Raw genomic sequence first — 24019 nt, forward strand, 5'->3', positions numbered from 1 at the left:
CCCTCCCTGCCCCTCCTGCTGTTGCGCCCGTGGAGACGCTGGTGTTGCCGGCCACCCTCGATGGCCGCGCCGGCAGCAACCGCGCCGGCGTCGCGCACTGCCAGCTGGCCGCCCGCCACGACCTCGACGCGGTGCGCGCGTGGCTGGCCAACTACGCGATCACGAAAACGACCTTCGACAGCTACCGCAAGGAAGCCGAACGGCTGCTGCTGTGGGCGGTCGTGCAACTGGGCAAGCCGCTGTCGTCGCTCACGCACGAGGACCTGCTCGCGTTTCGCGCCTTCCTCGCCGATCCGCAGCCCGCGTCCCGCTGGGTCTCGACCGGCCGCGGTAAATATCCGCGGCGCGACGCGCGCTGGCGGCCGTTCAATGGTCCGCTGGCGCCGCACAGCCAGCGGCAGGCACTGGTCATCCTGAACACGATGTTCATCTGGCTGGTCGACGCGGGTTATCTGCGCGGCAACCCGCTGGCGCTGCTGCGCCAGCGCACGACGCGGCCGGCGCCGCGTGTCACGCGCTATCTGTCCGTCTCGCTGTGGGACGACGTCAAGGCGTTCGTCGCGCAACTGCCGCAGGCGACGGAGACGCAGCGCGCCTGGGCTGCGCGCAGCCGGTGGCTGATGACCCTCTTCTACCTGCAGGGGCTGCGCATTTCCGAGGTGGCCGGCGGCCGGATGGGCGACTTCTTCCGGCGGATCCGCGCCGATGGCCAGGAACAGTGGTGGCTGCAGACGCTCGGCAAGGGCGGCAAGCTGCGTACCGTGCCCGTGTCCGGTGAGCTGTTGCAGGAGCTGCGCCGCTACCGGCTCGCGCACGGCCTCCCCGCGCTGCCCGCGCGCGCCGACGAGCTGCCGCTGCTGCTGCCGTTCCGGGGGCCGCCCCGCGCGCTGTCCCGGTCCGCGGTGCACGATGCGATCAAGGCGATCTTTGCGGACGCTGCGGCCTGGCTCCGGTCGCGCGGGCCGGCCTTCGCCGATCGCGCCGGTGAACTCGGACGCGCGTCGGCGCACTGGCTGCGGCACACGGCGGGCTCCCACCAGGCCGACGGCGGCGTCGACCTGCGCACCGTGCGCGACAATCTCGGCCACGCATCGCTGAACACGACTAGCCTCTACCTCCACGCGGAAGACGACGCCCGTCACGCCGCAACGGTCGAGCGTCACCGGATGAACTGGGCGCGGGCGACGGAACGTGGGACGCCCGACGACCGCGATCCGCCTGACAGATAGACCGGCCGCGCCATCGGATCTATTTGCGACGCCGATGTCTTGCCTGCCGTCCACGCTCGGCGCCCGGGCCGATCGCCGATCCGCCGCCACCTGGACACGGCACGTGTTGAGGCGGACGTCGCAACGGGCATTTTCGGCCACCCAGTCCTTAAAAGGGGATGCACTGCCCGCGGGAAGAGCTGACGACGGTGCGCGACAACCTGCACCGTGCCTCAATCGCGACGGTTGCCAAGGCAGAGAGATGAGGTCAAAGGGCTTGCCAGATGGATCGGGCTTTCACCGCACGGTAGCCCGCTGGATTCCCCCCGCAGTTGTCGCACTTCGGCCCTCAACAGCCAACTCCAAAGTCCTTCGGACGTCCCTCTCCGTGACACGCGATCGACCGTGCGAGACGTCTCGCGGCCACCAAATCCCCATCTAACCGCCAACGGCTCCTGTACACCGAAGAACTTCCCTCGGGGTAGGGCGCATAATGTTCAAACGGCCCCGTAGCAAGGGAAATGCTGTTATGCACTGCGCAAACTGCGGATACGACAACCTCGCCGGAGCCAAATTCTGCGAAGTGTGTGGAGCAATTCTGCCGCGCGCATGTCCTCGCTGTGGGCACGAAGCGACGCCTTCCGCCAGATTCTGCAATGAGTGTGGCTGTCCCCTGACCGAGGCGCCTGCCGCGTCTACTCCGCGTCCGCGGCCTGTTCCAGGACCATCCCCAGCGCCGGTTCATTACACGCCACACCACCTTGCCCAGCGCATCCTCGCCGAGCAGGCGGCCATGGAAGCGAGAGGCGAGACGGCCGGTGAACGCAAGACCGTTACGGCGCTATTCGCCGACATGGCCGGTTCCACCGCGTTGATCCACGACCTGGACCCGGAAGAGGCCCATCGACTGATCGAGCCTGTCATCGCGCTGATGATGGAAGCCGTGCACTACTACGAGGGCTACGTGGCCAAATTGCTGGGCGACGGCATCCTCGCCCTGTTCGGCGCGCCCATCGCGCACGAAGACCATCCGCAGCGCGCGCTCTTCGCGGCGCTGCGCATGCAGCAGGCGATGCGCAGCCACGGCGATCGCATTCGCCTGGAGAAAGCCATTCCGCTGCAGATCCGCGTTGGCGTCCACACCGGGGAGGTCGTGGTGCGCTCGATCCGCACGGACGACTTGCACACCGACTACGATCCGGTCGGACACACGATTCACATTGCGTCCAGGATGGAAGGGATCGCCACGCCCTCGTCAATCCTCGTGAGCGAGGCGACCCACAAGCTGGCCGAAGGTTATTTCGAGTTCAGGGCCCTGGGGGCCACCCAGGTCAAAGGCATTCCCGAACCACTCCCGGTGTATGAGGTGCTGGGTCTTGGCGCGCTGCGCACGCGGCTGCAACTGGCGGCGCACCGTGGTCTCGCAAGGTTCGTAGGCCGCGAGGCCGAACTGGAGCACCTGAACCGGGCGCTGGATGAGGTCAGGACGGGCCACGGGCAGGTGGTTGCAGTGGTCGGCGAGGCCGGAGTCGGGAAATCGCGGCTGTTCCATGAATTCAAGGAGCGCTCCCGGCGCGGCTGTCTGGTGCTGGAGACGTTTTCGGTATCACACGGCAAGGCTTTTGCCAATTTGCCGCTCATCGAGCTGTTGAAGAACTATTGCCAGATCACCGCCCAGGACGACGAGCGACGTTGCCGGGAAAGGGTCATGGGCAAGGTGCTGACGCTCGAGCGCAGCTTCGGGGATCTCGTGCCTTACCTGCTCCATCTGCTGGGTGTTGGCGAAGCCGGTTCGGCGCTGGCAGAGATGGATTCCCGGATCCGGCGGGACCGCACCTTCGACGCGATCACGCAACTGCTGACGCGCGAGAGCCGCGATCAGCCGATCGAATTGCTCTTCGAGGACCTGCAATGGCTGGACCGCGAGACGGAAGCCTTCCTCGCATACCTGATCGAACACGTGCCAGGCACCCGGATCCTGCTCCTCCTGAACTACCGGCCCGAGTATCAGCCCGGCTGGCAGCACGCGGATCACTGCAGCTCGTTGCGACTCGAACCGCTGGGCCCGGCCGAAGCCCAGGGACTGCTCACGGCGCTGCTCGGGGACGACCTCTCTCTCGTGCCCCTCAGGCAGCTCATCCTGGAAAAGACGGAGGGTAACCCGTTCTTCATGGAGGAAGTGGTCCAGACGCTGGCCGAGGAAAAATCGCTGCTTGGCGATCCTGGCCGTTACCGGATCGAGCAGACCCCGGCGTCGCTGCATATTCCCACTACCGTTCAGGGCGTGCTCGCCGCCCGTATCGACCGGCTCCCTGTCGCGGAGAAGGAGTTGCTGCAGACGCTCGCCGTCATCGGCAAGGAATTCCCGTTCAGCCTGATCCAGCGCATCTGCGCTGCCCACGTTGCGCACACGGATGACGATCTGCGCCAGCTTCTTGCCCACCTGGAAGCCGCGGAGTTCATTTTCGAACGGCCCGCGTTTCCGGAGGTCGAGTATTCGTTCAAGCACGCGCTGACCCAGGAAGTCGCCGGCCATTCGCTGCTCACGGAGCGCCGTAGCGCACTGCATGAGCGCACCGCGCAGGCGATCGAGGCGCTCTTCCCAACCCGCATCGCGGATTACTGCAGCGAACTGGCGCATCACTACGGCCTGAGCGGCAATATCCCGAAAGCCGTCGAGTATCTGCATCGTGCCGCGCAACAGGCCCTTCGACATGCGGCCCACCTGGACGCGATGCACCACCTCGGCGTCGCGCTCGAGTTGCTCAAGCGTCTGCCGGACACCCCTGCACGCATGCAGTGGGAACTGACACTTCTGCTTTCGCTGGGTCCGGCCTTGATGGACGTGAGAGGCTATGGCGCGCCGGAAGTGGCGGCGACCTATACCCGCGCGCTGGCGTTGTGCGAGCAGATCGGCGAGACGTCACAGCTTTTCGCGGTGCAACTTGGACTGAGAATCCACTATGTGTCGCGCGCCGAGTATGCCACTGCGCGCGAACTGGCCGAACGGATGCTCCAAACGGCGCAGCGTGCCCAGGATCCGGCCTTGCTCGGTTACGCACATGACGCACTCGGTATGTGCCTCCTCCTCCAGGGGGAGCTCGAAGCCGCCCGCACGCACGCGGAACAGGCGCTTGCCCTCTACGACCCTGAGCAGCATCAGGCACATGCCATTGCTCATGCGCTGGATCCCGGCATCTGGGCGTTGAACATCCTGGTTCTGACCTTGTGGCTTCAGGGTTACCCCGATCAGGCGTACAAGCGAAACCTCGAGGCACTTGCCCTCGCACAAAAGCTTGCCTTTGGTCCAACCCTGGCGAACGCTCTGGCTTACGCGGCCGAGTTGCATCAGCTCCGGCGGGAGTCATCGCGGGTCCTCGAGCACGCCGATGCTCTCCTCACGCTCTCGTCCGAGGAGGGGCTGCCATTGTGGGTCGCGTGGGGAACCTATTTTCGGGGCTGGGCCCTGACCGAACTGGAAAGCCTCCAGGCGGGAATCGCCCAGATGCGCGAAGGCCTGGCCGCCGCCCGGGCTGCCGGTTCCGAGGACCATCGATCGTACTTTCTGGCCCTCCTGGCCGACAGCTATCGGTGCGGGGGCAACAGCGAAACTGCCCTCGGCATGCTTGAGGAGGCGATGGCGTTCGTGGACAAAACCGGGGAGCGCTACTACGAGGCGGAGTTGTATCGGCTCCAGGGCAGCATACTGCTCGGTGCAATGGACAAGGATGGTTGCCTGTCCGCGTGCAGCGACGAAGCGGAAACCTGTTTTCGCAAGGCAATGGCGGTGGCGCGCCATCAGGGCGCGAGATCGCTGGAATTGCGCGCGGCGTCAGGTCTGGCCCAGCTGTGGCAGCGCAAGGGCAAAATTGCAGACGCCCGGCAAGCGCTGTCCGAGGTCTACGGCTGGTTTACGGAGGGCTTCGACACCGCTGACCTGCGAGAGGCCAAGGCATTGCTTGGTGCACTTGCCCCGATTTAAGGCCGATGGCGGCGTCGATCTGCGCAACGTCGTGCGCGACAAACTCGGTCACGCGTCGCAGACCACGACGAGCCTCTACCCGCACGTCGACGACGACCGCCGGCACCGCGAGACGGGAGAAAAGCATCGCATTGACTGGTGACGGATGCGATTGCGCCCGCCGCGCCGCCCTCCGACACCCTGAAATAACCGTGCGCCGTGCCGGCGGGCATCGTGGTCACGTCGCACGCGCCTCGTGGTTCGCCTCCCTCGCTGCTGACGGATTGCTGGCGAAGCCGGCTACGGCTGATAACGTCACTGACGGTTAGTTGCAGACAAGATGGGCGGAACTGTTTAATTCGCGCATCGCGCCTCGACATGCTACACGTGCCTCTGCACAGCTGCCGCGCGCCTCAGAAGAAGTCGCTTGCAGCGAAGGCCTGCGTCCGTTGACCTCGACCCGAACTGATCGATGCCTGCCATCGACCGAGCCGCGCCTTGACAGCCTCGTGTGTCAGAACCGCGTGCCTGCCGCCATGCCAATTGTGATCAGGTTGCCGCCAATATCGCCTTTCCAAGCCGATCGACAATTGATATGCATGCCTAATTATTATGTCGCGACATCGCTAAATTTGGTTTATGTAAAATTTAGCGAACGTAGCTGCTCTCAGCTCCGCAGTGAGTGAACGTCAACCAACGAACCGCGGGACGTTTCCTCCAGATCCGCAACAATCCAGTTCAGGCAGCTCTGCGCCAGTTCGTCCAGTTGTCGCCCGGCTAGTGTCATCACCTGAAGCCGACGCTGCGTCAACAGCGGATTATCAAACGGAATCGCAGTGAGGCCGTCGACGCCCAGCCGCTTCGCGACCGACACGTACCCCGAGGGCATGATCGCCTCGGGTACAGCCTGAGCGAAACGATAGAGCGCGGCGACATAGCGGCTGGTCATCATTGGCACGATCTCGATGCCTTCGACATTGCACGCAATATCAAACAACTGCCGGTTGGTCGTGCCCTTGTCCTGTAGCACGACGGGATACCCAGTGAGATCCCTGAGCGAAATTTGTTGCTTACTTGCGAGCGGATGATCGACATGCATCAACGCCATGACTGGCGCTTTCTGCGTGAACTGCACGACGACACCCGGCTCGGGCTTGAAGCTGAATGCGAGCGCGATAGACGCTTGCCCCGACAGCAATAGTTGGCTCGCCCTTTCGGACGACACCACCTCCAGTTCAATGGCGATATCGGGATGCTCGCTGCAAAGGGTACTGAGCGATACGGGCAGAAAGTCGAATGCAAACCCTTCGGTGCACGCGATCGTAATCGTTCGTGCGCGCCTGCGCTCCTCGCCCTGGATTTCATCAAAGACCGCCTGCGCGTCGGTTGCGCGTGTCGCAACAGCAACCGACCCGCATGGGACAACACCATCCCGCGCGCGTGACGCTCGAAGAGCGGCACACCGATATCGCCTTCCAGCTTTGCGATATGGCGGCTCAACGCCGACACGGTAAGACCGAGCTTTTCCGTTGCGGACGACAGCGAGCCCGCCTGCGCGACGACCGAAAAATAATAGAGAGAGGGCTCGAGCAGTTTGCGCATCTTCCACTCAGGCGACGAGCGAGGTTTGATTTCCACGCAAATGTACCTTGTTTGATTGCGAATACCAAAACACTTCGATCCAGGTACGCTGGACACAATCGATCGAACAAACGCAACCGATATGTCCCGACAAAGCGCAATCGCCCAGGTCCGCTCGCATTTCGACAGCGGCGCCTTCTTCGACACACTGAGCCGCCGTGTCGCGTTCGCAACCGAAAGCCAGCGAGCCGACGCCGCGCCACTGCTGCGCCGATATCTTTCAGAGGAGATCGAAAGCCAGCTCGTATCGCTCGGCTTTGCATGCGAGATAGTGGAAAACCCTATCTCGGGAATGCCTCCGTTTCTGGTCGGCGAGCGCATCGAGTCACCGAGCCTGCCGACGGTGCTGCTATACGGCCACGGCGATGTGATCGGTGGCGACGCGTGCAACTGGACGAACGCACGCTCGCCGTGGCAAGTGAAAGTCGAAGGCGAGCGTTGGTACGGCCGCGGCATCGCGGATAACAAAGCCCAGCACTCGATCAATCTCGCCTCGCTCGCGACAGTCTTCGCGGAACGCGGCGAGCTCGGCTTCAATGCGAAGATCATCTTTGAGATGGGCGAGGAAGTCGGCTCGCCGGGGCTCGACGTCATGTGCTCGATGTTGCGCGAACGCCTGCGCGCCGACTTGCTGATCGCCTCCGACGGCCCGCGACAACGCGCGCCCTCGCCCACGGTGTTCCTCGGCTCACGCGGTGCGCTGCATTTCCGCCTCGCGCTGGTCAATGCGTTCGGCGCGCGCCATTCGGGCAACTGGGGCGGCGTGCTCGCCAATCCGGCGACGGTGCTCGCGAATGCGCTTGCGAGCCTCGTCGACGGTCACGGGCGCATCCGTATCAACGGGCTCCTGCCGCCGGCGATTCCGCCGCAAGTGCGCGAACGCGTCGCGCATCTGGAAATCGGCACGGACGAAGGCGATCCTCCCTTGTCACCGAACTGGGGCGAACCGGGGCTGACACCCGCCGAACGTGTATTCGCCTGGAACACGCTTGAAGTGCTCGCGATGCAGTCGGGCAACATCGCCAATCCCGTCAGCGCGATTCCACGCGCGGCGGAAGCGGTCTGCCAGTTGCGCTTCGTCGTCGGCACCGACTGGCATCGCGCGAAAGAACTGATCGAAGCGCATCTCACCCGCGAAGGTTTCGACGGTATCGAAGTGACGATCGAAGCGTCGGGCGCCGCAACGAGGCTCGATCCGAACAACCGCTGGGTCGCCTTCACGGAGCGCTCGATCGAATCGACAACGGGCAAGCCCGTGACGCTGCTGCCCAATCTCGGCGGCACGATCCCGAACGAATGCTTTGCGGACACGCTCGGCCTGCCGACCATCTGGATTCCACACTCGTATCCCGGCTGTCGTCAGCACGCGCCCGACGAGCACGTGCTCGCTCCCGTCATGCGTGAAGCACTGGAGTTGATGACGGGCGTCTTCTGGGATCTGGGCGAGCCCGGTGCGCCGCACAGCAGTTGACGCCGTACCGCAGTGGAGCCGTTTTAGCTCTCCTTCCGACCTCTTGCACGGAACACACACCATGGATTCGACCGTCATCGATGAAGGCGTACCCCGCCCCGACGCCAGGCCAATGCGGCGTCTGATTGTCGCGACGAGTATCGGCAACGCACTCGAATGGTTCGACTTCGCGGCATACGGCTTCTTCGCCGTCACACTGTCGAAGCTGTTTTTTCCCGCGCACGACGAGACCGTCTCCCTGCTGATGACGTTCGGCACCTTCGGTCTCTCCTATGTGTTCCGGCCGCTCGGTGCGTTGTTGCTCGGACGTTATGCGGACCGTCGCGGACGCAAGGCGGCGCTGCTCGTGTCGCTTGCATTGACGACAATCGGCACGCTCATCTGCGCGGTCATTCCGACGTATGCACAAATCGGCCTTGCCGCGCCTGTCGGCCTGATGACAGCACGCATTCTCATCTCCTTCTCGACGGGCGGCGAGTTCGGCAGCGGCACCGCACTGATGATCGAGCAGAAGAGCAAGCGCAAGGCATTCCTCGCGAGCTGGCAGTTCTCGAGCCAGGGCATGAGCACCGTTCTCGCGTCGTGCACGGGGCTCGCGCTCAGCACACAACTGTCGCCCGAGCAGATCGAATCGTGGGGATGGCGCGCGCCTTTCATCTTCGGCTTGCTGGTCGCGCCCGTGGGTCTTTATATCCGCAAGCATATCGACGACACACTGCCGGATGCCGCTACCCGCGCAAAGCGCAACGCCCCCGTGCGCGAACTGCTCGCGCACAGTAAGGGCCGCATCCTGCTGGCCGCGGGCATCATGGCCGTGTCGACGGCCGCGAGCTATCTGATGATCCTCTACATGCCGACCTATGCAGTGAAGCAATTGCACTTGCCGGCATCGACGGGCTTCGCCGCGACGGTTGTGACGGGCGCAATCCTGATGATCTTCACGCCGCTCATGGGCCATCTCGCGGATCGCTACGGACGCAGCCGCATGATGGTGATCTCGGCCGTGGTTACGCTCGTTACGATCTATCCGTGCTTTGCGTGGCTGCTGTCGAGCCCGTCGTTCTCCGTGTTGATGGCGATCATGGTGCTGGCCGGCGCGTTGAAGGCCATCTACTTCGGTCCGCTCGCTGCCGTGCTCTCGTCGCTCTTCCCGACCAGCGTGCGCAGCACGGGTCTGGGATTCAGCTACAACATCGGCGTCATGGTGTTCGGCGGATTCACGCCTTGGCTCGTGACCGCGATGATCGGCGCGACGCACAATCCGCTGTCACCCGCGTTCTACCTGATGGCGTGCGCTGTGTTGAGCCTCGCATGCGTCGTGGTCTATCACAACAAGCTCGTCAAGCACATCTGAGCCATGAACCATCTCACCAACGATTTCAGCGGCTGGCTGATGTATCACTCGGTCGGCGTGTATCCGGGCCATCGCGAAGCGATGACGGCAGCGCTCGCGAATTTTGCCGCAACGTGGTGCGCGCCAGACGACACGCGCTGGGACGCCGCGCTTGCCGCACGCGCGCAGCTGCTTTCCGACTGGGCCGCGCTGATCGGTACGCAAGACGCGAACGTGTTTGGCGCGCAAAACGTCACCGATGCCTTTGCCCGCTATCTCGACGGCCTCGCTGACGACGTGCTGCGCAATCGCACCGTGCTCGTCGCGGCGGATTGCTTCCCGAGCCTCCATTTCCTGCTGTCGGGCCTTGCACAGCGACGCGGCTTCACGCTGCGTACCGTGCCCGTACGCCAGGGGGAAAGCTATGTGCGCGACGAAGACTTCATCGACGCATGGACCGGCGATGTCGCGCTGGCGCTCGTGACATGGATATCGTCGCTGACATCGAAGCGCGTGACTCTTGCCGCGATGTGCGAGCAGGCGCGCCGGCGCGGCAGCCTCGCGGCGCTCGATGTCACGCAGGACATCGGCATCCTGCCGTTCGATCTGAACGACACGCCCTTCGACTTCGTCTGCGGGTCGACGCTCAAATGGCTGTGCGGCGCGCCGGGGACCGGCCTGGGCTATATCGCGCCGCATGCGCTCGAAGCGGGCACGACCCCTGCCGTGCGCGGCTGGTTCAGCCAGGAAGATCCGTTCAACTGGAACATCGACGCCTTCACCTATGCATCCGACGCGCGCCGCTTCGATACAGGCACGCCTTCGGTGCTGCCTTTCGTCGCGTCGCAGCCGGGAATGTCATGGATGCGCGCGCAGCCTGCAGGCAGCGCGCGGGCGCACAATCTCGCGCTGTGCCACGAACTGATCGCACTCGTCGACGACAAAGGTTATCGCCTGCTCTCCCCGCGCGCCGATGACGAACGCGGCGCGAGCATCATGGCCGAAGTCCCCGCTCATCTCGATGCCGCGAAGATCGTCGTGCAACTGAAGGACGCGGGCCTCTTCGTCGATTCGCGCAGTCGCACGCTGCGCTTGTCGCCGGGCATCTGCACGACCCGCGCGGGACTCGACAGGCTCGCGCGATGTCTGCCGCGATGATCGCGGGCGATAACTTCTCGCGCGCGCCGCGGCGCATGGGAATCGCCTGCGTGCTGACAGGGCCGCCGGTATGCGCGAAGACGACGCGTCACCGCTTCCCTTTCATCATCGATATGACTTCCCATGAACACTTCTTCCAGTACTTCCGCACCGACTGACGCAGCGATCGACGGCGTGCGAGGCATTCTCGTATCCATGCCCTGCACCGATCTTGCCGCTACGATGCAGTTCTTCATCACGCGCCTGGGCTTCCGGCTCGACGCGATCTTCCCCGCAGACGGCCCGCGCACCGCGATCCTTTCTCGCGACGGTTTCAAACTGCGACTCGGCCTCGATATACGCGACGGCATCAAGACGCTGGACGTCCTCTGCGACGACCCTTCGCAAGTGCCCGGCGAAACGCGGGATCTGATCGCGCCGAATGGCGTCACCATTCGTCTCGTTCATGCCAATCCACCGATGGTGCTGCCGCCGACGCGCCAGCAACTCGTGCTCGCCCGGGCAAACCACGATGCACACTGGAGCGTCGGACGCGCGGGCATGCGCTATCGCGATCTCCTGCCCGAACGACATGGCGGCGCGTTCATCGCCTCGCACATCCGCATTCTCGATGCCGGACCCGTGCCCGATTACGTGCACTTCCACAAGATCCGCTTTCAGACCATCTTCTGCCGCAAGGGCTGGGTGCGTCTCGTCTACGAAGGGCAAGGCGATCCATTCATGCTCGAAGCGGGCGATTGCGTGCTTCAACCGCCCGAGATCCGTCATCGCGTGCTGGAATGTTCGGCGGGTGCGGAGGTGATCGAACTCGGCAGCCCCGCCGAACACATCACGATGGCCGATCACGACATGGCGCTGCCCTCGCCTGTCTATGATCCAGACCATGAATTCAATGGTCAGCGCTTCGTACGGCATGTCGCAAAGCATGCGGTGTGGGAAGCGTGGAAATCACCGGGTTTCGTCGTGACGGACACAGGCATCGGCGCGGCGACGAAGGGACTCGCGGGCGTGCGCGTGGTTCGCCCGCAGGGCGAGGGACAGGAAGCCTTGCGCATGCACGATACAGAGTTCTGCTTCTTCTTCGTGCTCGCGGGCAGTCTCGACGTCGTGCACGGCGATGAGCAATGGCGTCTCTGTGCGGACGACAGCATCGCGATCCCGGGCATGCTTCCTTACGCGTTCAAGCATTGCAGCGCGGATCTGGAACTGCTCGAAGTGACCTTGCCGGCCGATTTCTCACTCTCATGACCCGCCGCTCATGATCGATCACAACACTGTCGCCTTCGTTTCGGGCGCGAATCGCGGGCTCGGCGCGCAGTTTGTCGCGCGCTTGCTCGCGCGCGGCGCGGGCAAGGTCTATGCCGCATCGCGCGCCCGTCATGTCGATATCGACGACGCCCGCGTGGTTCCCGTCACGCTCGACATCACCGACGACGAGTGCGTGACTCATGCCGCGCGCCTCGCCGCGGATACCACGTTGCTCATCAACAATGCGGGCGTGAACCGTCACTCGTCGTTTCTCGCGCCGCTGAACATCGATGATGCACGCGCCGAAATGGACGTCAACTTCTTCGGCACGCTGCGCATGGCACGCGCGTTCGCGCCGATGCTCATCGACAGGCGCGGTGCAATGATCAACGTGCTGTCGATCCTCGCGCGCGTGAGCCTTCCCGCGATGGGCTCGCTATGCGCATCGAAGGCGGCGGCGTTGCGACTCACCGAATCGCTGCGTGCGGAGCTCGGGCCGCACGGCGTGCGTGTGTTGGCGGCGCTGCCCGGTGCGATCGACACTGACATGAGCCGCGATTTCGAAGGCCCGAAGCTCGATCCCGCCGATACCGCCGATGCGGCGCTCGATGCCTTGGCAGGCATGGCAGGCGAGGCCTATATCGGCGCGATGGCGCACGGACTCGCGCAAGGTCTCGCGCTGGATCGTGCCGCCACGCACGCGCAACTTCTCTCAACACCCTGAGACGGATAACGACATGGGCTCTTACATCGACATCGACAGTCACGACGGCAAGCACTTTCGCGCGTACCAGGCAGCGCCCGCGCACGGCTCGGGGCCAGGCCTTGTGCTATTGCAGGAGATTTTCGGCATCAACGGGTACATGCGCGCGATGGCGGACCGCTTCGCCGAAGAAGGCTATGTGGTGCTCGTACCGGACCTGTTCTGGCGCATGAAACCAGGCGTCGAACTCGGCTACGGCGAGATGGATTTTCATCAGGCGCTCGGTTATAACGAGAGGCTCGATATCGATCTCGCGGTGCAAGACATCGGCTCGACGCTCAAAACTTTGCACGCACTGCCGATGCAGGCGGGCAAGGTCGGTACGATCGGCTATTGCCTCGGCGGAAAGCTCGCGATGCTGGCGGCCGCTCGACTGGATCTCGATTGCGCGGTGAGCTACTACGGCGTGGGGCTCGACGCGTACATCGACGAAGTGCCGTCGATCCGCTGCCCGATGCTCTTTCACTTCGCGGGTGAAGATGCCTTCTGTCCGCAAGATACACGCGAACGACTGCTCGCCGCTTTCGCTGACAACCCGCAAACGAAAGCGCATGTGTACCCCGGCTGCGATCACGCCTTCGCCACGCCGGAGCGCGCTCACTATGACAAGCCCGCCGCGACGATGGCCTATTCGCGCACCATCGCGCTCTTGCGAAGCGTGCTCGGTCCGATTCATGATCTGAACAACTTGTGGGAGCGCCACTGCTACTACGAATTCGCGACGCGCGACGTCGACGCCGTCATGCCGACGATGGTCGGCGAGCCGTACGTCAATCACGTCCCGACGATGACGGGCGGCGTCGGACATGACGAGTTGAAGCGCTTCTATCGCTATCACTTTGTCAATTCGAATCCCGAGGACACAAAGCTCATTCCGATATCGCGCACCATCGGCGCGGACCGCATCGTCGACGAATTCGTATTCTGCGCAACGCACGATCGGGAGATTGACTGGCTGCTGCCTAGCGTCGCGCCGACGGGTAAGTACTTCGAGGTACCGATGCTTGCCGTCGTGTGCTTTCGCGGCGACAAGCTCTATAACGAGCACATCTACTGGGATCAGGCTTCCGTGCTCGTGCAGATCGGCGTGCTCGATCCGAGCGGATTGCCCGTCGCGGGCATTCAGACGGCCAGGAAGATGATCGACGAAACGCTGCCCACCAATAGGCTGATGCGGAACTGGGCGTCGAGCGAGGGCAAGCCGATCTGAACTGACGTTTGGAGTCGTTTTGAGGAAGCGCGATGCCCGGATTCGGCATCGCGCTTTTTCTATTCGCAGACAGGAAAGAAGCCTTGCGATTCTCGCAAACCCAGCTTGATAGATTGCGAATACAAGAATTTTTTCGTGTGGGTAATGTGGCATGAAGAGTCGACGCTGCATACACTCCATCACCGATAGGTTCTCAACAAATCCATTACTTCGTCATGCCAATGAAGATCAAGACAATATCGGCTGTCGCCATTTTCGCTGCCTGCGGCGTTGCGCAAGCGAATACCAGTTCCGTCACGCTGTACGGACTCATCGACTACGGCGTGAACTACCAGAGCAACGCCGGAGGCGGACGCGTGTTCGGCGGCGCGAGTGGCATCATGCAGGGCTCACGCTGGGGCTTCAAGGGTGTCGAGGACCTGGGCGGCGGCCTGTCGGCGATCTTTCAGCTCGAGAACGGCTTCGATCTCGGCAAAGGCTCCGCCTTGCAGGGCGGCTTGTTGTTCGGGCGCCAGGCGTACATGGGGCTGTCGAGCAAGACGTATGGCACGTTGACACTGGGACGTCAGTACGATTCGCTCGTGACTTTCGTCGAATCCCGCATGAATTCGGCGAACTATGGCGGCGGCACCACTGCGCATCCCGGCGATCTCGACAACCTCAACAATAGCAAGCGCGTAAACAACTCGGTGAAGTACACGAGCCCGAGCCTTGGCGGCTTCACCGTGGGCGGCGTGTACGGCTTCGGCGGGCAGGCAGGCGATTTCGCGCGCAATCAGATCTGGTCGGTCGGTGCAGGCTACGAATATGGCAGCTTCTCGGCGGGCGCGGCCTTCATGGACGTGAGAAACCCGAATCAATCGTTCTTTACGGCAACGCCCACGAACGTTGCGGGTACGAACGTCAACAATATGACGGCAAGCCCGGTCTACAGCGGATACGCTTCAGCGCATACGTATCAGGCCGTCGCGGTCGCCGGCAACTATATCCTCGGCCCGGCTACGTTGGGTCTCGTCTACAGCAACGTGCAATTCAAGGATCTCGGCGATGCATCGTCCGGCTCCAATCCCCTCAAACTGACGGGCACCGCGAAGTTCAATACTGGCGAATTCAACCTCACCTATTTCTGGACACCGGCTCTGGCGAGCGAATTCGTCTATAGCTACACGCACGGCTCGGGAGCGGGACCGATCGGCAGCTCGGAATACAACACGATTTCGCTGTCGCTCGACTATTACCTCTCGAAGCGCACGGACGTGTATGTAATCAGCAGCACGCAATTCGCAAGCGGCACAGACTCCACAGGCCACGCGGCGCGAGCGACACTCAATGCGCTGACGGCATCATCGACCAACCGGCAGACTTTCGTTCAGATAGGGATTCGACACAAGTTCTGAGTCCGCAGACCGCCGCGACGCGATCTGCGGAGCGTCGGTAGAGGAGCGTCCTGGGCAAGCCGTTGAGCCACGATAGTTGTGTAAATCCGGGGACCGAGGCGGTTCAGAACGCGGAAGGCCACATGGAGCGGCGCGCAAGCGCGAGCGTCCTGACGACACGGCGTGGTCAAAAACCCTGGCACGCACGCTCTTTGCGCGAGAACAACCGGATTTCTGATCTGGCCAGTTGCACTGTGAACTGGGGCCGCATCGGGAAGATAAGGAGCCGTAGTCCAGGAGGACGGGCGGAAGAAGTCAGACTCCGCCATAGTGTGGGTATGGGCAGTGCGTTGTTCAGCCCGGAGGTACGGTGCTGTATCGGAACGCCTCGCGGGCCGAGGAAGGTAGCCGCCAAGGCCGGGCAACGCGTTACCGTACTGCCCCGCCCTCGTTAAACGCGGGGCTTCCGCGCACGCCTTTGCTGGAAATAGCAAATGCATTCCCGCACAGCGCTAAAGCCCAATGTCGCAACGACTTCCTGGCGATGCGCGTCTCCACACACCAAGACCACAAGCGCGCCCACAATCAGGAACACGACGAACAGTCCAAGGAACAGGCACAGCTACATACGAACCCTGAGTTTCGGCGAAGAAAGCAACTGGCTCCGCAGGCGCAACTGGCTAAGCGCGATGACGAGGTAGACCAGCAAGGCAATCGCCCTTGTCGTCGACAGCCATGACTCGAAGACGTACTTCGGTGCCAGGTTGTTGGCCGCGCAGCCAGCGAAAGCTGGCCATGTCCATCCCCGAGCGTCCCACTGCGTTCAGCCAGGTCAGAGGCCTCATAAAACAGCGGTTCGCTCATCGCATCGCATACGACGCGAAACCTGCTGTTCGGATACCTGCCGCGGCTTCGCCGCGACGTAGACTCTGTCGAGTCTCGTCCATGTCTTCTCCCGGATCTTGTGACAGTGCAATTCGATTGCGATGCACATGGCAACGGGTCACGCATCGAGTTTTTCCACCAGTTCGGGCACGGCCTCAAAGAGGTCGCCGACGAGGCCGATGTCCGCAACCGAGAAAATCGGCGCTTCCGCGTCCTTGTTGATCGCGATGATGGTTTTCGAATCCTTCATGCCAGCAAGGTGCTGGATGGCGCCAGAGATGCCCACAGCAATGTAGACGTCGGGAGCGACGATTTTTCCGGTCTGTCCAACCTGATAGTCGTTGGGCACGTAGCCAGCGTCGACGGCTGCACGCGAAGCCCCGAGCGCAGCCTGGAGTCTGTCGGCAAGAGGTTCCAGCACGGACTTGTACTGGTCGCTCGATCCCAGTCCGCGGCCACCCGACACGATGACCCTTGCAGCCGTCAGTTCCGGGCGCTCGAGTTTAGTCAGTTCGCGGCTGACGAGCGTCGAAATCCCTCTGTCGGGCACGGCCGCAAGGGCTTCGACGGGTGCCGCTCCTGCCGCTTCTGCGGCGCTCGCATCGAAGGCTGACAGACGGACCGTCAGAACCTTCACCGGGTCCAGCGACTGTACCGTTGCGATGGCGTTGCCCGCATAGACAGGGCGCTCGAACGTGTCTGCGCTTATCACTGCGGTAATGTCCGAGATCTGTCCGACCGCCAGTTTTGCAGCGACGCGCGGAGCGATGTTCTTGCCATAGGCAGTCGCCGGAAAAACAAGATGCGAATACTGATTGCCGAGAGCGACTACGTTGGGTTCGATGGCCTCGGCCAACCCGTCTTTCAGATGTTCTGCGTCGGCGTGCCATACCTTCTCGACACCTTCGAGCCTTGCCACCGCCGCTGCGACTTCAGCTGATCTGAAACCCGCGACGAGTACGTGAATCGGTTCACCAATTCGACGTGCTGCCATCAGAGTATGAAGCGTCGAGGCGTTGAGTTCGACGTTGCCGTGTTCCGCAATTACCAATGTCGTCATGACAGGACCTTAATTCAGCGTGACTTTGCTTTTGACCATCTGCGCCAGCGCATCGACATCCGGCACGATCACACCCGCCGCCCGTTTGGATGGCTCACTGACCGTCAACGTTTTTACGCGCGGTGCGATGTCGACGCCGAGTTCCGCTACGTCGACGACGTCGATCGGTTTCTTCTTTGCCTTCATGATGTTGGGCAGCGTTACGTAGCGCGGTTCATTGAGGCGCAGATCAGTCGTCACGACGGCAGGCAGCTTGATGCTGACGGTCTCAGCACCACCATCGATCTCCCGGGCAACGAGCGCCACACCACCTTCCACCTGTAGCCGCGATGCAAAGGTCGCTTGCGGAAGATCCGCGAGGGCGGCCAGCATCTGGCCTGTCTGATTCGCATCGTCGTCGATAGCCTGCTTGCCGAGAATGACGAGATCAGGCTTCTCCCGCTCAAAGATCGCGCGCAGGATTCGCGCGACACCAAGCTGCTGGAGCTCGGTGTCGACCTTCACGTGGATGCCACGATCAGCGCCGATGGCCAGTGCCGTGCGCAAGGTTTCCTGACACTGCGTCGGACCAGCCGATATTGCAACGACTTCTCTCGCGTGACCCGCTTCCTTGAGCCGCACAGCTTCTTCGACGGCAATTTCGTCGAACGGGTTCATCGAGAACTTGACGTTGGCCAGTTCGACACCCGTCTGATCGGCTTTCACGCGAACCTTCACGTTGAAGTCGACGACCCGCTTCACAGCAACCAATACTTTCATTTCCGAGTACCTCAGCCTGCTACGATTGAACTGATGAGATGGTGCCCGCTCGTGCTTCGTCATATGCGCGCTTGAGCCGCTTCGCGCCTTCCATGATGTCTTCGACGCCAGGCGCTGCGAACGACAGACGCAATGCTGACGTGTCGATCTTGTCCGCGAAGAATGCCTTTCCTGGTACGAAGATGACCTTGTTCGCGATCGCGCGTTTGAGCAGCCCGGATGCATCGATGCCCTCAACGCGAGCCCAGACGAACATGCCGCCCGCCGGCTGGTGAAACTGAATGGCATGACCCAATTTCTCATGCAGCGAGTTGCACAACGCATCACTCTTGCGCTTGTACATGCTGGTTATACGCGGCAGATGCCGTTCGAGCGCGCCATCTGCCAGGTACTGAGCGGCCGTTGCCTGCGTCCAGGGCGTGCTGCAAAGGTCGACGGTCTGTTTGGCGATCACGCAGCGGCGCGTAATTTCCGCGTGAGCAATCGTCCAGCCCACACGCAGGCCAGGCGCAACGATTTTCGAAAGGCTTGCGAAGTGCACGACCCACTCGCGCGAGTCTTCAACTTCGCTCGTGAGCGCCAGAATCGAAGGGACAGCGTCTTCCGCGAATCGCAGATCGCCATAAGGATCGTCTTCGACGATAAGAAGCCTGTACTTCACGGCCAGCTTCAGCAATGCGATTCGACGCTCACGCGTAAGCGTTGCCCCCGTCGGATTGGCAAACGTCGGGACCGTATAAATCAGCTTGGGACGCGCGACCGTGCCTGACGCAAGCAACGCCGCAAGCGCGTCGACATCGAGGCCGTGTTCGTCGACGGGCACGGTGACGATTCGGGCCTGTTGGAGCTTCATCGCCTGGAGCGTCGCTGGGTAGGCCGGCTGCTCCGTCATCACGACGTCGCCCGGCGCAACCATGATGCGAAGCAACAGGTCCAGGCCCTGCTGCGAGCCGGTGGTGACGAGAAGCTGGTCCGGCGCACATGTCACACCGCGACGCGCCATCAACGCGAGCAGTTCTTGTTTCAGCTCGGGCAATCCGTCGGTCGGACCATATTGCAGACATTGGTTGGAAGCCTGATACGCGCGTGCCTCAGCCGCGCCCAGACCTTCGACATCGAACAGGTCGCTGGCCGGATAGCCGCCCGCGAACGAAATCATGCCCGGCTCGCTCAGGTACTTGAACAATTCTCGAATCGGGGAACCGGAGGGGCTCTGGAAAGGCGCGGTGAATTCGTACATGTCGGTGATGGCCGAGAGCCGGGCGGTCGCGTCGTCCAGGCCGTCGATGCTCGTGGGCGTCAGTTGGTAATTTGAGCCTTCATTGTGGTCAGCCATTACTCGTCCATCAAACGATATCTACGCACCAGGTCATGCCGTTTTCTCATCAACCGTGGCACTACATACGCTGACAGCCAGCTTTATGCGGGTCTGGACACCGTCGGTACTTCCCCCGAATCCGCACTTTTGAAATAGAAGTTGAACCGTTTCGCGAGCAGAAAGAAAAAGACCCGACAGCGTCGGGCCCAAGCAAAAGATACCAGGGAGATTGCCACCCCGGAACGGAGCGGCGCTACGTCACAACTACACGACGTTCTTTTCGACAATGGGACGGTTTTCCAGAACACGGCACCAGCTGAGAGACGACAGATCGAGCGTCGTATACTTGCCTTCGAGAATCAGCTCACTCACACCGCGCCCTGTTGCGGGGCCTTGCTGCAAACCGTGACCGCTATAGCCATTGGCAAACACGCAGTTATCGATATCCGGGTGATAACCGATGATGGCGTTATGGTCGAATACGTTGTACTCGTAGTAGCCTGACCAGCAGTTCTCGACGCGCAGTGCTTCGAACTCCCGTACGCGGTTAGCCAGGGTCGGCCAGATGATTTCGTCGAAAATGTTATGGTCGACTTCGTCCAGCGGCAGATCGTCCGGGTCGTTGTCAATGCCGGGCGACGTTCCAGTAATATACGTATTGCCTTCCGGGCGGAAGTACACGCCCGTCGGGTCAATCAGCAACGGCGCATTGGTCAGGCGGGCAGGCGACGATACATTGAAGATGCTTCGACGGCGCGCATAGACAGGGATGTCGATGCCCATCATCTCCGATACCGTGCGCGTCCATGCGCCTGCAGCGTTGACGAGCGTATCGCACGCGTACCGTTCACCGTCGCTCGCAATCACATGAGTCACTTTCCGGCCGCCAGTCCCGTCACATCCGCTGCGATGTAACGTGCGCCAAGCGATTGTGCCTTCTTGCGCAAGGCCTGAACGAGGCCATAGCCGTCGAACCAGCCTTCACCGCTGATGCCGTATGCACCAGCGACGATGTCTTCGACATTCAGCCACGGGAACCGTGCCTTCAGCGCGTCTCGCGACATCAGGTCGATATCCGCACCGAGGCTCTTCTGCAATGCATGGTTCTCGCGCAGCGTCGATTCACCTGCGGGCGTCGCCAGGAACAGGTAGCCGCCTTCGTGAAGGTCGATAGCGGGCTTGTTCCCGCCGACTTCGAGCAGCTCGCCGATGTTGCGCAGGAATTCGATGCCATACAGCGACATCTGGATCGACAGCGGCGTCGAAAACTGCTGCCGGATAGAAGCGGCCGATAACGCCGATGACGATTTCGCGTAGCTCGGGTCACGCTCGATAACGGTTACGGAAACCGTCGGGTCCGAAGCGCGCAGAAAGTAGGCGATAGAACTACCGATCACTCCGCCGCCAACGATAACGACTTGAGAACTCACGACTTGCTCCACGTTGCAATTTGTCTGGGCCGCTTGTCAGGTGCGTGCCCGGTAAAGCTGTAGGCCGATACGTTCTTCTGTAGAAGTTCGTACCGGCTGGTTTCGAAGGACGACCGTCTTTATTCGATGTTGAAGTCGATGCCTTGTGCAAGCGGCAGCGCCGACGAGAAGTTGACCGTGTTCGTCGCGCGGCGCATGTAGGCCTTCCAGGCATCGGAGCCCGACTCGCGGCCACCGCCCGTCTCCTTCTCACCGCCGAATGCACCACCGATTTCGGCGCCGCTCGGGCCGATGTTGACGTTCGCGATACCGCAGTCGCTGCCCGAAGCCGACAGGAAGCGCTCGCTTTCGCGCATATCCGTCGTGAAGACACAGGACGACAGGCCGTGCACTGCCGCGTTGTTTGCTTCGATCGCGTCATTGAGCTCGTTGTACTTTAGCACGTAGAGAATCGGCGCAAACGTCTCTTTCAGCACCACTTCCGTCTGCGATGGCATTTCGACGATAGCCGGACGCACGTAGAAGCCCTTTTCATTGCCGGCGACAGCATGACGTTCGCCCCCGAACACCTTGCCGCCTTCGCGCTTTGCCTGCTCCAGTGCTGCCTGCATGCGATTGAACGACGGCTCGTCGATGAGCGGGCCCATCAACGTGCGCTGTTCCAGCGGGTTGCCGATCACGACCTTGCTGTACAGGGTCTTCAGACGCTCGACCGTTTTGTCGTACACGCTTTCGTGGACGAACAGTCGTCGCAGCGTCGTGCAGCGCTGGCCCGCCGTGCCGACTGCCGAGAACAGGATGCCGCGCAGCGCCAGTTCCATATCAGCCGTATGCGAAATGATCCCGGCGTTGTTCCCGCCCAGCTCCAGGATCGAGCGGCCAAAGCGGCGTGCGACTTCGATACCGACCGCACGGCCCATTTCCGTGCTACCAGTCGCGCTCACGATGTTCGAGCGAGGGTCGGAAACCATCTTCGCGCCGACGTCTCGTCCGCCATTGATGAGACTCGTCAGACCTTCCGGCGCATCGCCGAATTCCTTGAGCGCGTCCTGCAGGATCTTGTCGACAGCGAGCGCCGTCAGCGGCGTCTTCTCTGACGGCTTCCAGATGACGGCATTGCCGCACACCAGTGCGAGCGCCGCGTTCCACGACCACACGGCCGCCGGGAAGTTGAATGCCGAGACGACCGTGCAAACACCCATCGGATGCCACGTCTCGGCCATACGGTGACCCGGTCGCTCCGACGCGATGGTCAGACCGTAAAGCTGGCGGGACAGGCCGACCGCGAAGTCGCAGATATCGATCATTTCCTGCACTTCGCCCAAGCCTTCCTGAAGAATCTTGCCCGTTTCCAGCGTAATGATGCTGCCGAGCGCGCGCTTCTGTTCACGCAGCTTGTTGCCCAGCAGCCGTACCAGCTCGCCACGGCGCGGCGCGGGCACGCTACGCCAGATCTTGAAGGCGTCTTGTGCTTTCGCCAGTGCCGCATCGATGTCTGCAACCGACCTGCTTGCAACACGGCCGATCAGCTCGCCGTTGATGGGCGAATGCACGGCGATGTCGCCAGCTTCCGCGAGGTGGGAAATGCCGAGTTCCGAGAGGATGGCCGATGCTTTCACTTGATACCTCTTCAAATTTCCGATACGAAATAAAGTACGTCAGGAAACCGTATGCGCGCGCCATGTGGCTACAACACTCGCACTCGCGGTTTCAAGGCCTTTAACGCACGCAGCAGCTTCCTGGGGTTTGATGCCGTCAAATCAATTTTGCCTGCAAACACAGGAGCCATATCGCATGGAAACATGCACACCATTTCGCGTTCGATGCCGTTGTGGCAGCATGAATGCGGCCGGCCAGGCCGCACTCCTTCAATCGATGCCCGGACGAGACATCAGTCTGCCGTCTTGGTCGTCACGGGAGCCCAAGCCACATTCTTGACCTGGTACATCGTCGAGCTGGGACTCTTGAGGTCGCCCGTCTGCGTAAATGCAATCTTCCCGGTAATGCCATCGTAGTTCGTGGCCTTCAGTGCAGCGTTGTATTCCGCCGGCTTCACTGAGTTGGCCTTCTCCATCGCCTTGATGGCAACCCAGGTTGCGTCGTAGGCGAACGGCGCATAGGCAAGCATGTCGACTCCGTACTTCTGCTTGAACTTCACTTCGAAGTTCTTGCCCTTCGGAAGCGTTCCGAGTGGTTGGCCGTATTCCCAGACCGACGCGCCATCAGCGGCGTCACCGGCAAGTTTGATGAAGTTCGCATCCATCACGCCGCCGCCGGCCAGGAACTGCGCCTTCATGCCGAGTTGACGCATACGCTTGACGAGCATCGCCGCCTGCGCGTCCAGACCACCGAAGAAGACCAGGTCCGGATTCGTGCTCTTGATATGCGTGAGCTGTGCGCTGAAGTCCACCGCCTTGTCGTTCGTGAACTCCCGCGCAACGATGGTCCCGCCTGCAGCCTTCGCTGCCTTTTCGAATTCATCGGCCTCGCCCTGTCCGAACGCGGTGCGATCGTCGATGATGGCGATGCGTTTGGCCTTCGTCACCGTTGCAGCGTACGTCCCGGCGTTGCCGGCGTTCTGCGAATCCGTTGCGATGACGCGGTAGACCGTGTTCAGTCCTGCCTGCGTGATGGTCGGGTTCGTCGCCGCGGGCGTAATCATCGGGACGCCCGCCTTTGCATTGACTTTCGACGCCGGCAACGTCGTGCCCGAATTGAAGTGCCCGATAACGACTGCGACGTTGTCATCCACGAGTTGCTGGGCGACCTGAACGCCGATCCTCGGGTCGCTCTGATCATCCTGCGATTCCACGACGAATTTGACCGGCTTGCCACCAATCGTCGGATGCCCGGCGTTGGCTTCGTCGACGGCCATGCGCACGCCGTTCTCGATATCTTTGCCGTACGCCGCGCCACCACCCGTAAGCGGGCTGGCGACGCCAACCTTGACCACCACCTCTTGTGCGCTCACGCCGCCCGCAACCAGCGTGAGTGACATTGCGACAGTGAGCAGACGAGGGGAAGTGCGAAGACGGAAAATCATGGGCATTCCTTTGATATCTGTAGTCGGGTTTAAACGCACTTCGGCGACGATGAACGGCCCCAGCGCGCCTCTCACATTCACGTCGGAGTCGGTGCCAAAGGCATCAGCGTGAAGGCGTGAGCGGATTGTCCGTAGCCAATACCTGTGCATCAAAC

The 24019-nt window shown here is 62.0% G+C and carries 17 protein-coding genes and 2 pseudogenes; 11 read left to right on the forward strand and 8 right to left on the reverse strand.

Translation table 11 applies throughout. The features are described 5' to 3' along the window. Window positions 1–29: 29 nt before the first annotated feature. From GCT13_RS31840 to GCT13_RS31850, 3 genes are all read left to right on the forward strand, one after another. The gene (locus GCT13_RS31840) at window positions 30–1229 is read left to right on the forward strand and encodes a tyrosine-type recombinase/integrase (RefSeq protein ID WP_321574755.1); all 1200 of its coding nucleotides are present in this window, start codon (window positions 30–32) and stop codon (window positions 1227–1229) included. A 508-nt stretch (window positions 1230–1737) separates the two neighbouring features. Continuing rightward, window positions 1738–5190 (forward strand): adenylate/guanylate cyclase domain-containing protein, encoded by a 3453-nt coding sequence (locus GCT13_RS31845; protein ID WP_152764959.1) that lies wholly within the window; start codon window positions 1738–1740, stop codon window positions 5188–5190. Then, window positions 5177–5332, forward strand: a complete 156-nt coding sequence (locus tag GCT13_RS31850; protein ID WP_407670889.1) for a hypothetical protein — start codon at window positions 5177–5179, stop codon at window positions 5330–5332. Before GCT13_RS31845 ends, GCT13_RS31850 begins: the two co-directional genes overlap by 14 nt. A gap of 504 nt (window positions 5333–5836) precedes the next feature. On the opposite strand, the gene GCT13_RS31855 is transcribed toward GCT13_RS31850, so the two are convergent. Together GCT13_RS31855 and GCT13_RS49670 are read right to left on the reverse strand one after the other, a co-directional pair. Beyond that, window positions 5837–6529 carry a LysR substrate-binding domain-containing protein gene (locus GCT13_RS31855; protein ID WP_321574756.1) on the reverse strand — a complete coding sequence of 231 codons (693 nt, stop codon included), beginning with the start codon at window positions 6527–6529 and terminating at the stop codon, window positions 5837–5839. Window positions 6530–6636: 107 nt separating this feature from the next. Continuing rightward, window positions 6637–6771 (reverse strand): annotated as a pseudogene (locus tag GCT13_RS49670) (helix-turn-helix domain-containing protein); the annotation flags it as partial. A 121-nt stretch (window positions 6772–6892) separates the two neighbouring features. On the opposite strand from GCT13_RS49670, the gene GCT13_RS31860 reads away from it, so the two are divergent. The 8 genes from GCT13_RS31860 to GCT13_RS31890 all read left to right on the forward strand — a co-directional run bounded on the left by GCT13_RS31860 (window position 6893) and on the right by GCT13_RS31890 (window position 15390). Beyond that, window positions 6893–8281, forward strand: a complete 1389-nt coding sequence (locus GCT13_RS31860; protein ID WP_152764961.1) for a M20 family metallopeptidase — start codon at window positions 6893–6895, stop codon at window positions 8279–8281. A gap of 61 nt (window positions 8282–8342) precedes the next feature. Continuing rightward, window positions 8343–9635: an MFS transporter gene (locus GCT13_RS31865; protein ID WP_152764964.1), complete on the forward strand. Its 1293-nt coding sequence runs from the start codon at window positions 8343–8345 to the stop codon at window positions 9633–9635. 3 nt (window positions 9636–9638) lie between these two features. After that, window positions 9639–10772, forward strand: a complete 1134-nt coding sequence (locus GCT13_RS31870; protein WP_152764966.1) for an aminotransferase class V-fold PLP-dependent enzyme — start codon at window positions 9639–9641, stop codon at window positions 10770–10772. Then, window positions 10757–10930 carry a hypothetical protein gene (locus tag GCT13_RS48615; RefSeq protein ID WP_193727802.1) on the forward strand — a complete coding sequence of 58 codons (174 nt, stop codon included), beginning with the start codon at window positions 10757–10759 and terminating at the stop codon, window positions 10928–10930. The genes GCT13_RS31870 and GCT13_RS48615 overlap by 16 nt, the downstream gene beginning before the upstream one ends. Then, the gene (locus tag GCT13_RS31875) at window positions 10896–12020 is read left to right on the forward strand and encodes a cupin domain-containing protein (protein WP_152764968.1); all 1125 of its coding nucleotides are present in this window, start codon (window positions 10896–10898) and stop codon (window positions 12018–12020) included. Before GCT13_RS48615 ends, GCT13_RS31875 begins: the two co-directional genes overlap by 35 nt. Window positions 12021–12030: 10 nt before the next feature. Beyond that, the gene (locus tag GCT13_RS31880) at window positions 12031–12744 is read left to right on the forward strand and encodes an SDR family NAD(P)-dependent oxidoreductase (protein WP_152764970.1); all 714 of its coding nucleotides are present in this window, start codon (window positions 12031–12033) and stop codon (window positions 12742–12744) included. Between the two features lie 13 nt (window positions 12745–12757). After that, window positions 12758–13993, forward strand: a complete 1236-nt coding sequence (locus GCT13_RS31885; protein WP_152764971.1) for a dienelactone hydrolase family protein — start codon at window positions 12758–12760, stop codon at window positions 13991–13993. A gap of 221 nt (window positions 13994–14214) precedes the next feature. Continuing rightward, on the forward strand, window positions 14215–15390 hold the full coding sequence (locus GCT13_RS31890; RefSeq protein WP_152764973.1) for a porin: 1176 nt from the start codon (window positions 14215–14217) through the stop codon (window positions 15388–15390). A gap of 982 nt (window positions 15391–16372) precedes the next feature. Here GCT13_RS31890 and GCT13_RS31895 read toward each other — a convergent pair. The 6 genes and pseudogenes from GCT13_RS31895 to GCT13_RS31920 all read right to left on the reverse strand — a co-directional run bounded on the left by GCT13_RS31895 (window position 16373) and on the right by GCT13_RS31920 (window position 23864). Then, window positions 16373–17314 (reverse strand): electron transfer flavoprotein subunit alpha/FixB family protein, encoded by a 942-nt coding sequence (locus GCT13_RS31895; RefSeq protein WP_152764975.1) that lies wholly within the window; start codon window positions 17312–17314, stop codon window positions 16373–16375. 9 nt (window positions 17315–17323) lie between these two features. Further along, on the reverse strand, window positions 17324–18073 hold the full coding sequence (locus tag GCT13_RS31900) for an electron transfer flavoprotein subunit beta/FixA family protein (protein ID WP_152764977.1): 750 nt from the start codon (window positions 18071–18073) through the stop codon (window positions 17324–17326). Window positions 18074–18092: 19 nt separating this feature from the next. After that, window positions 18093–19313, reverse strand: coding sequence for an aminotransferase-like domain-containing protein (locus GCT13_RS31905; RefSeq protein ID WP_152765046.1), 1221 nt, complete (start codon window positions 19311–19313; stop codon window positions 18093–18095). A 342-nt stretch (window positions 19314–19655) separates the two neighbouring features. Next, a pseudogene (locus tag GCT13_RS31910) lies at window positions 19656–20821 on the reverse strand (NAD(P)/FAD-dependent oxidoreductase). A gap of 119 nt (window positions 20822–20940) precedes the next feature. After that, the gene (amaB, locus tag GCT13_RS31915) at window positions 20941–22440 is read right to left on the reverse strand and encodes an L-piperidine-6-carboxylate dehydrogenase (RefSeq protein ID WP_321574749.1); all 1500 of its coding nucleotides are present in this window, start codon (window positions 22438–22440) and stop codon (window positions 20941–20943) included. A 272-nt stretch (window positions 22441–22712) separates the two neighbouring features. Further along, window positions 22713–23864 carry a branched-chain amino acid ABC transporter substrate-binding protein gene (locus tag GCT13_RS31920; RefSeq protein ID WP_152765048.1) on the reverse strand — a complete coding sequence of 384 codons (1152 nt, stop codon included), beginning with the start codon at window positions 23862–23864 and terminating at the stop codon, window positions 22713–22715. Window positions 23865–24019: the final 155 nt, after the last annotated feature.

Origin of the sequence: Paraburkholderia franconis, assembly GCF_009362735.1 — a bacterium.
Lineage (GTDB): Bacteria > Pseudomonadota > Gammaproteobacteria > Burkholderiales > Burkholderiaceae > Paraburkholderia > Paraburkholderia franconis.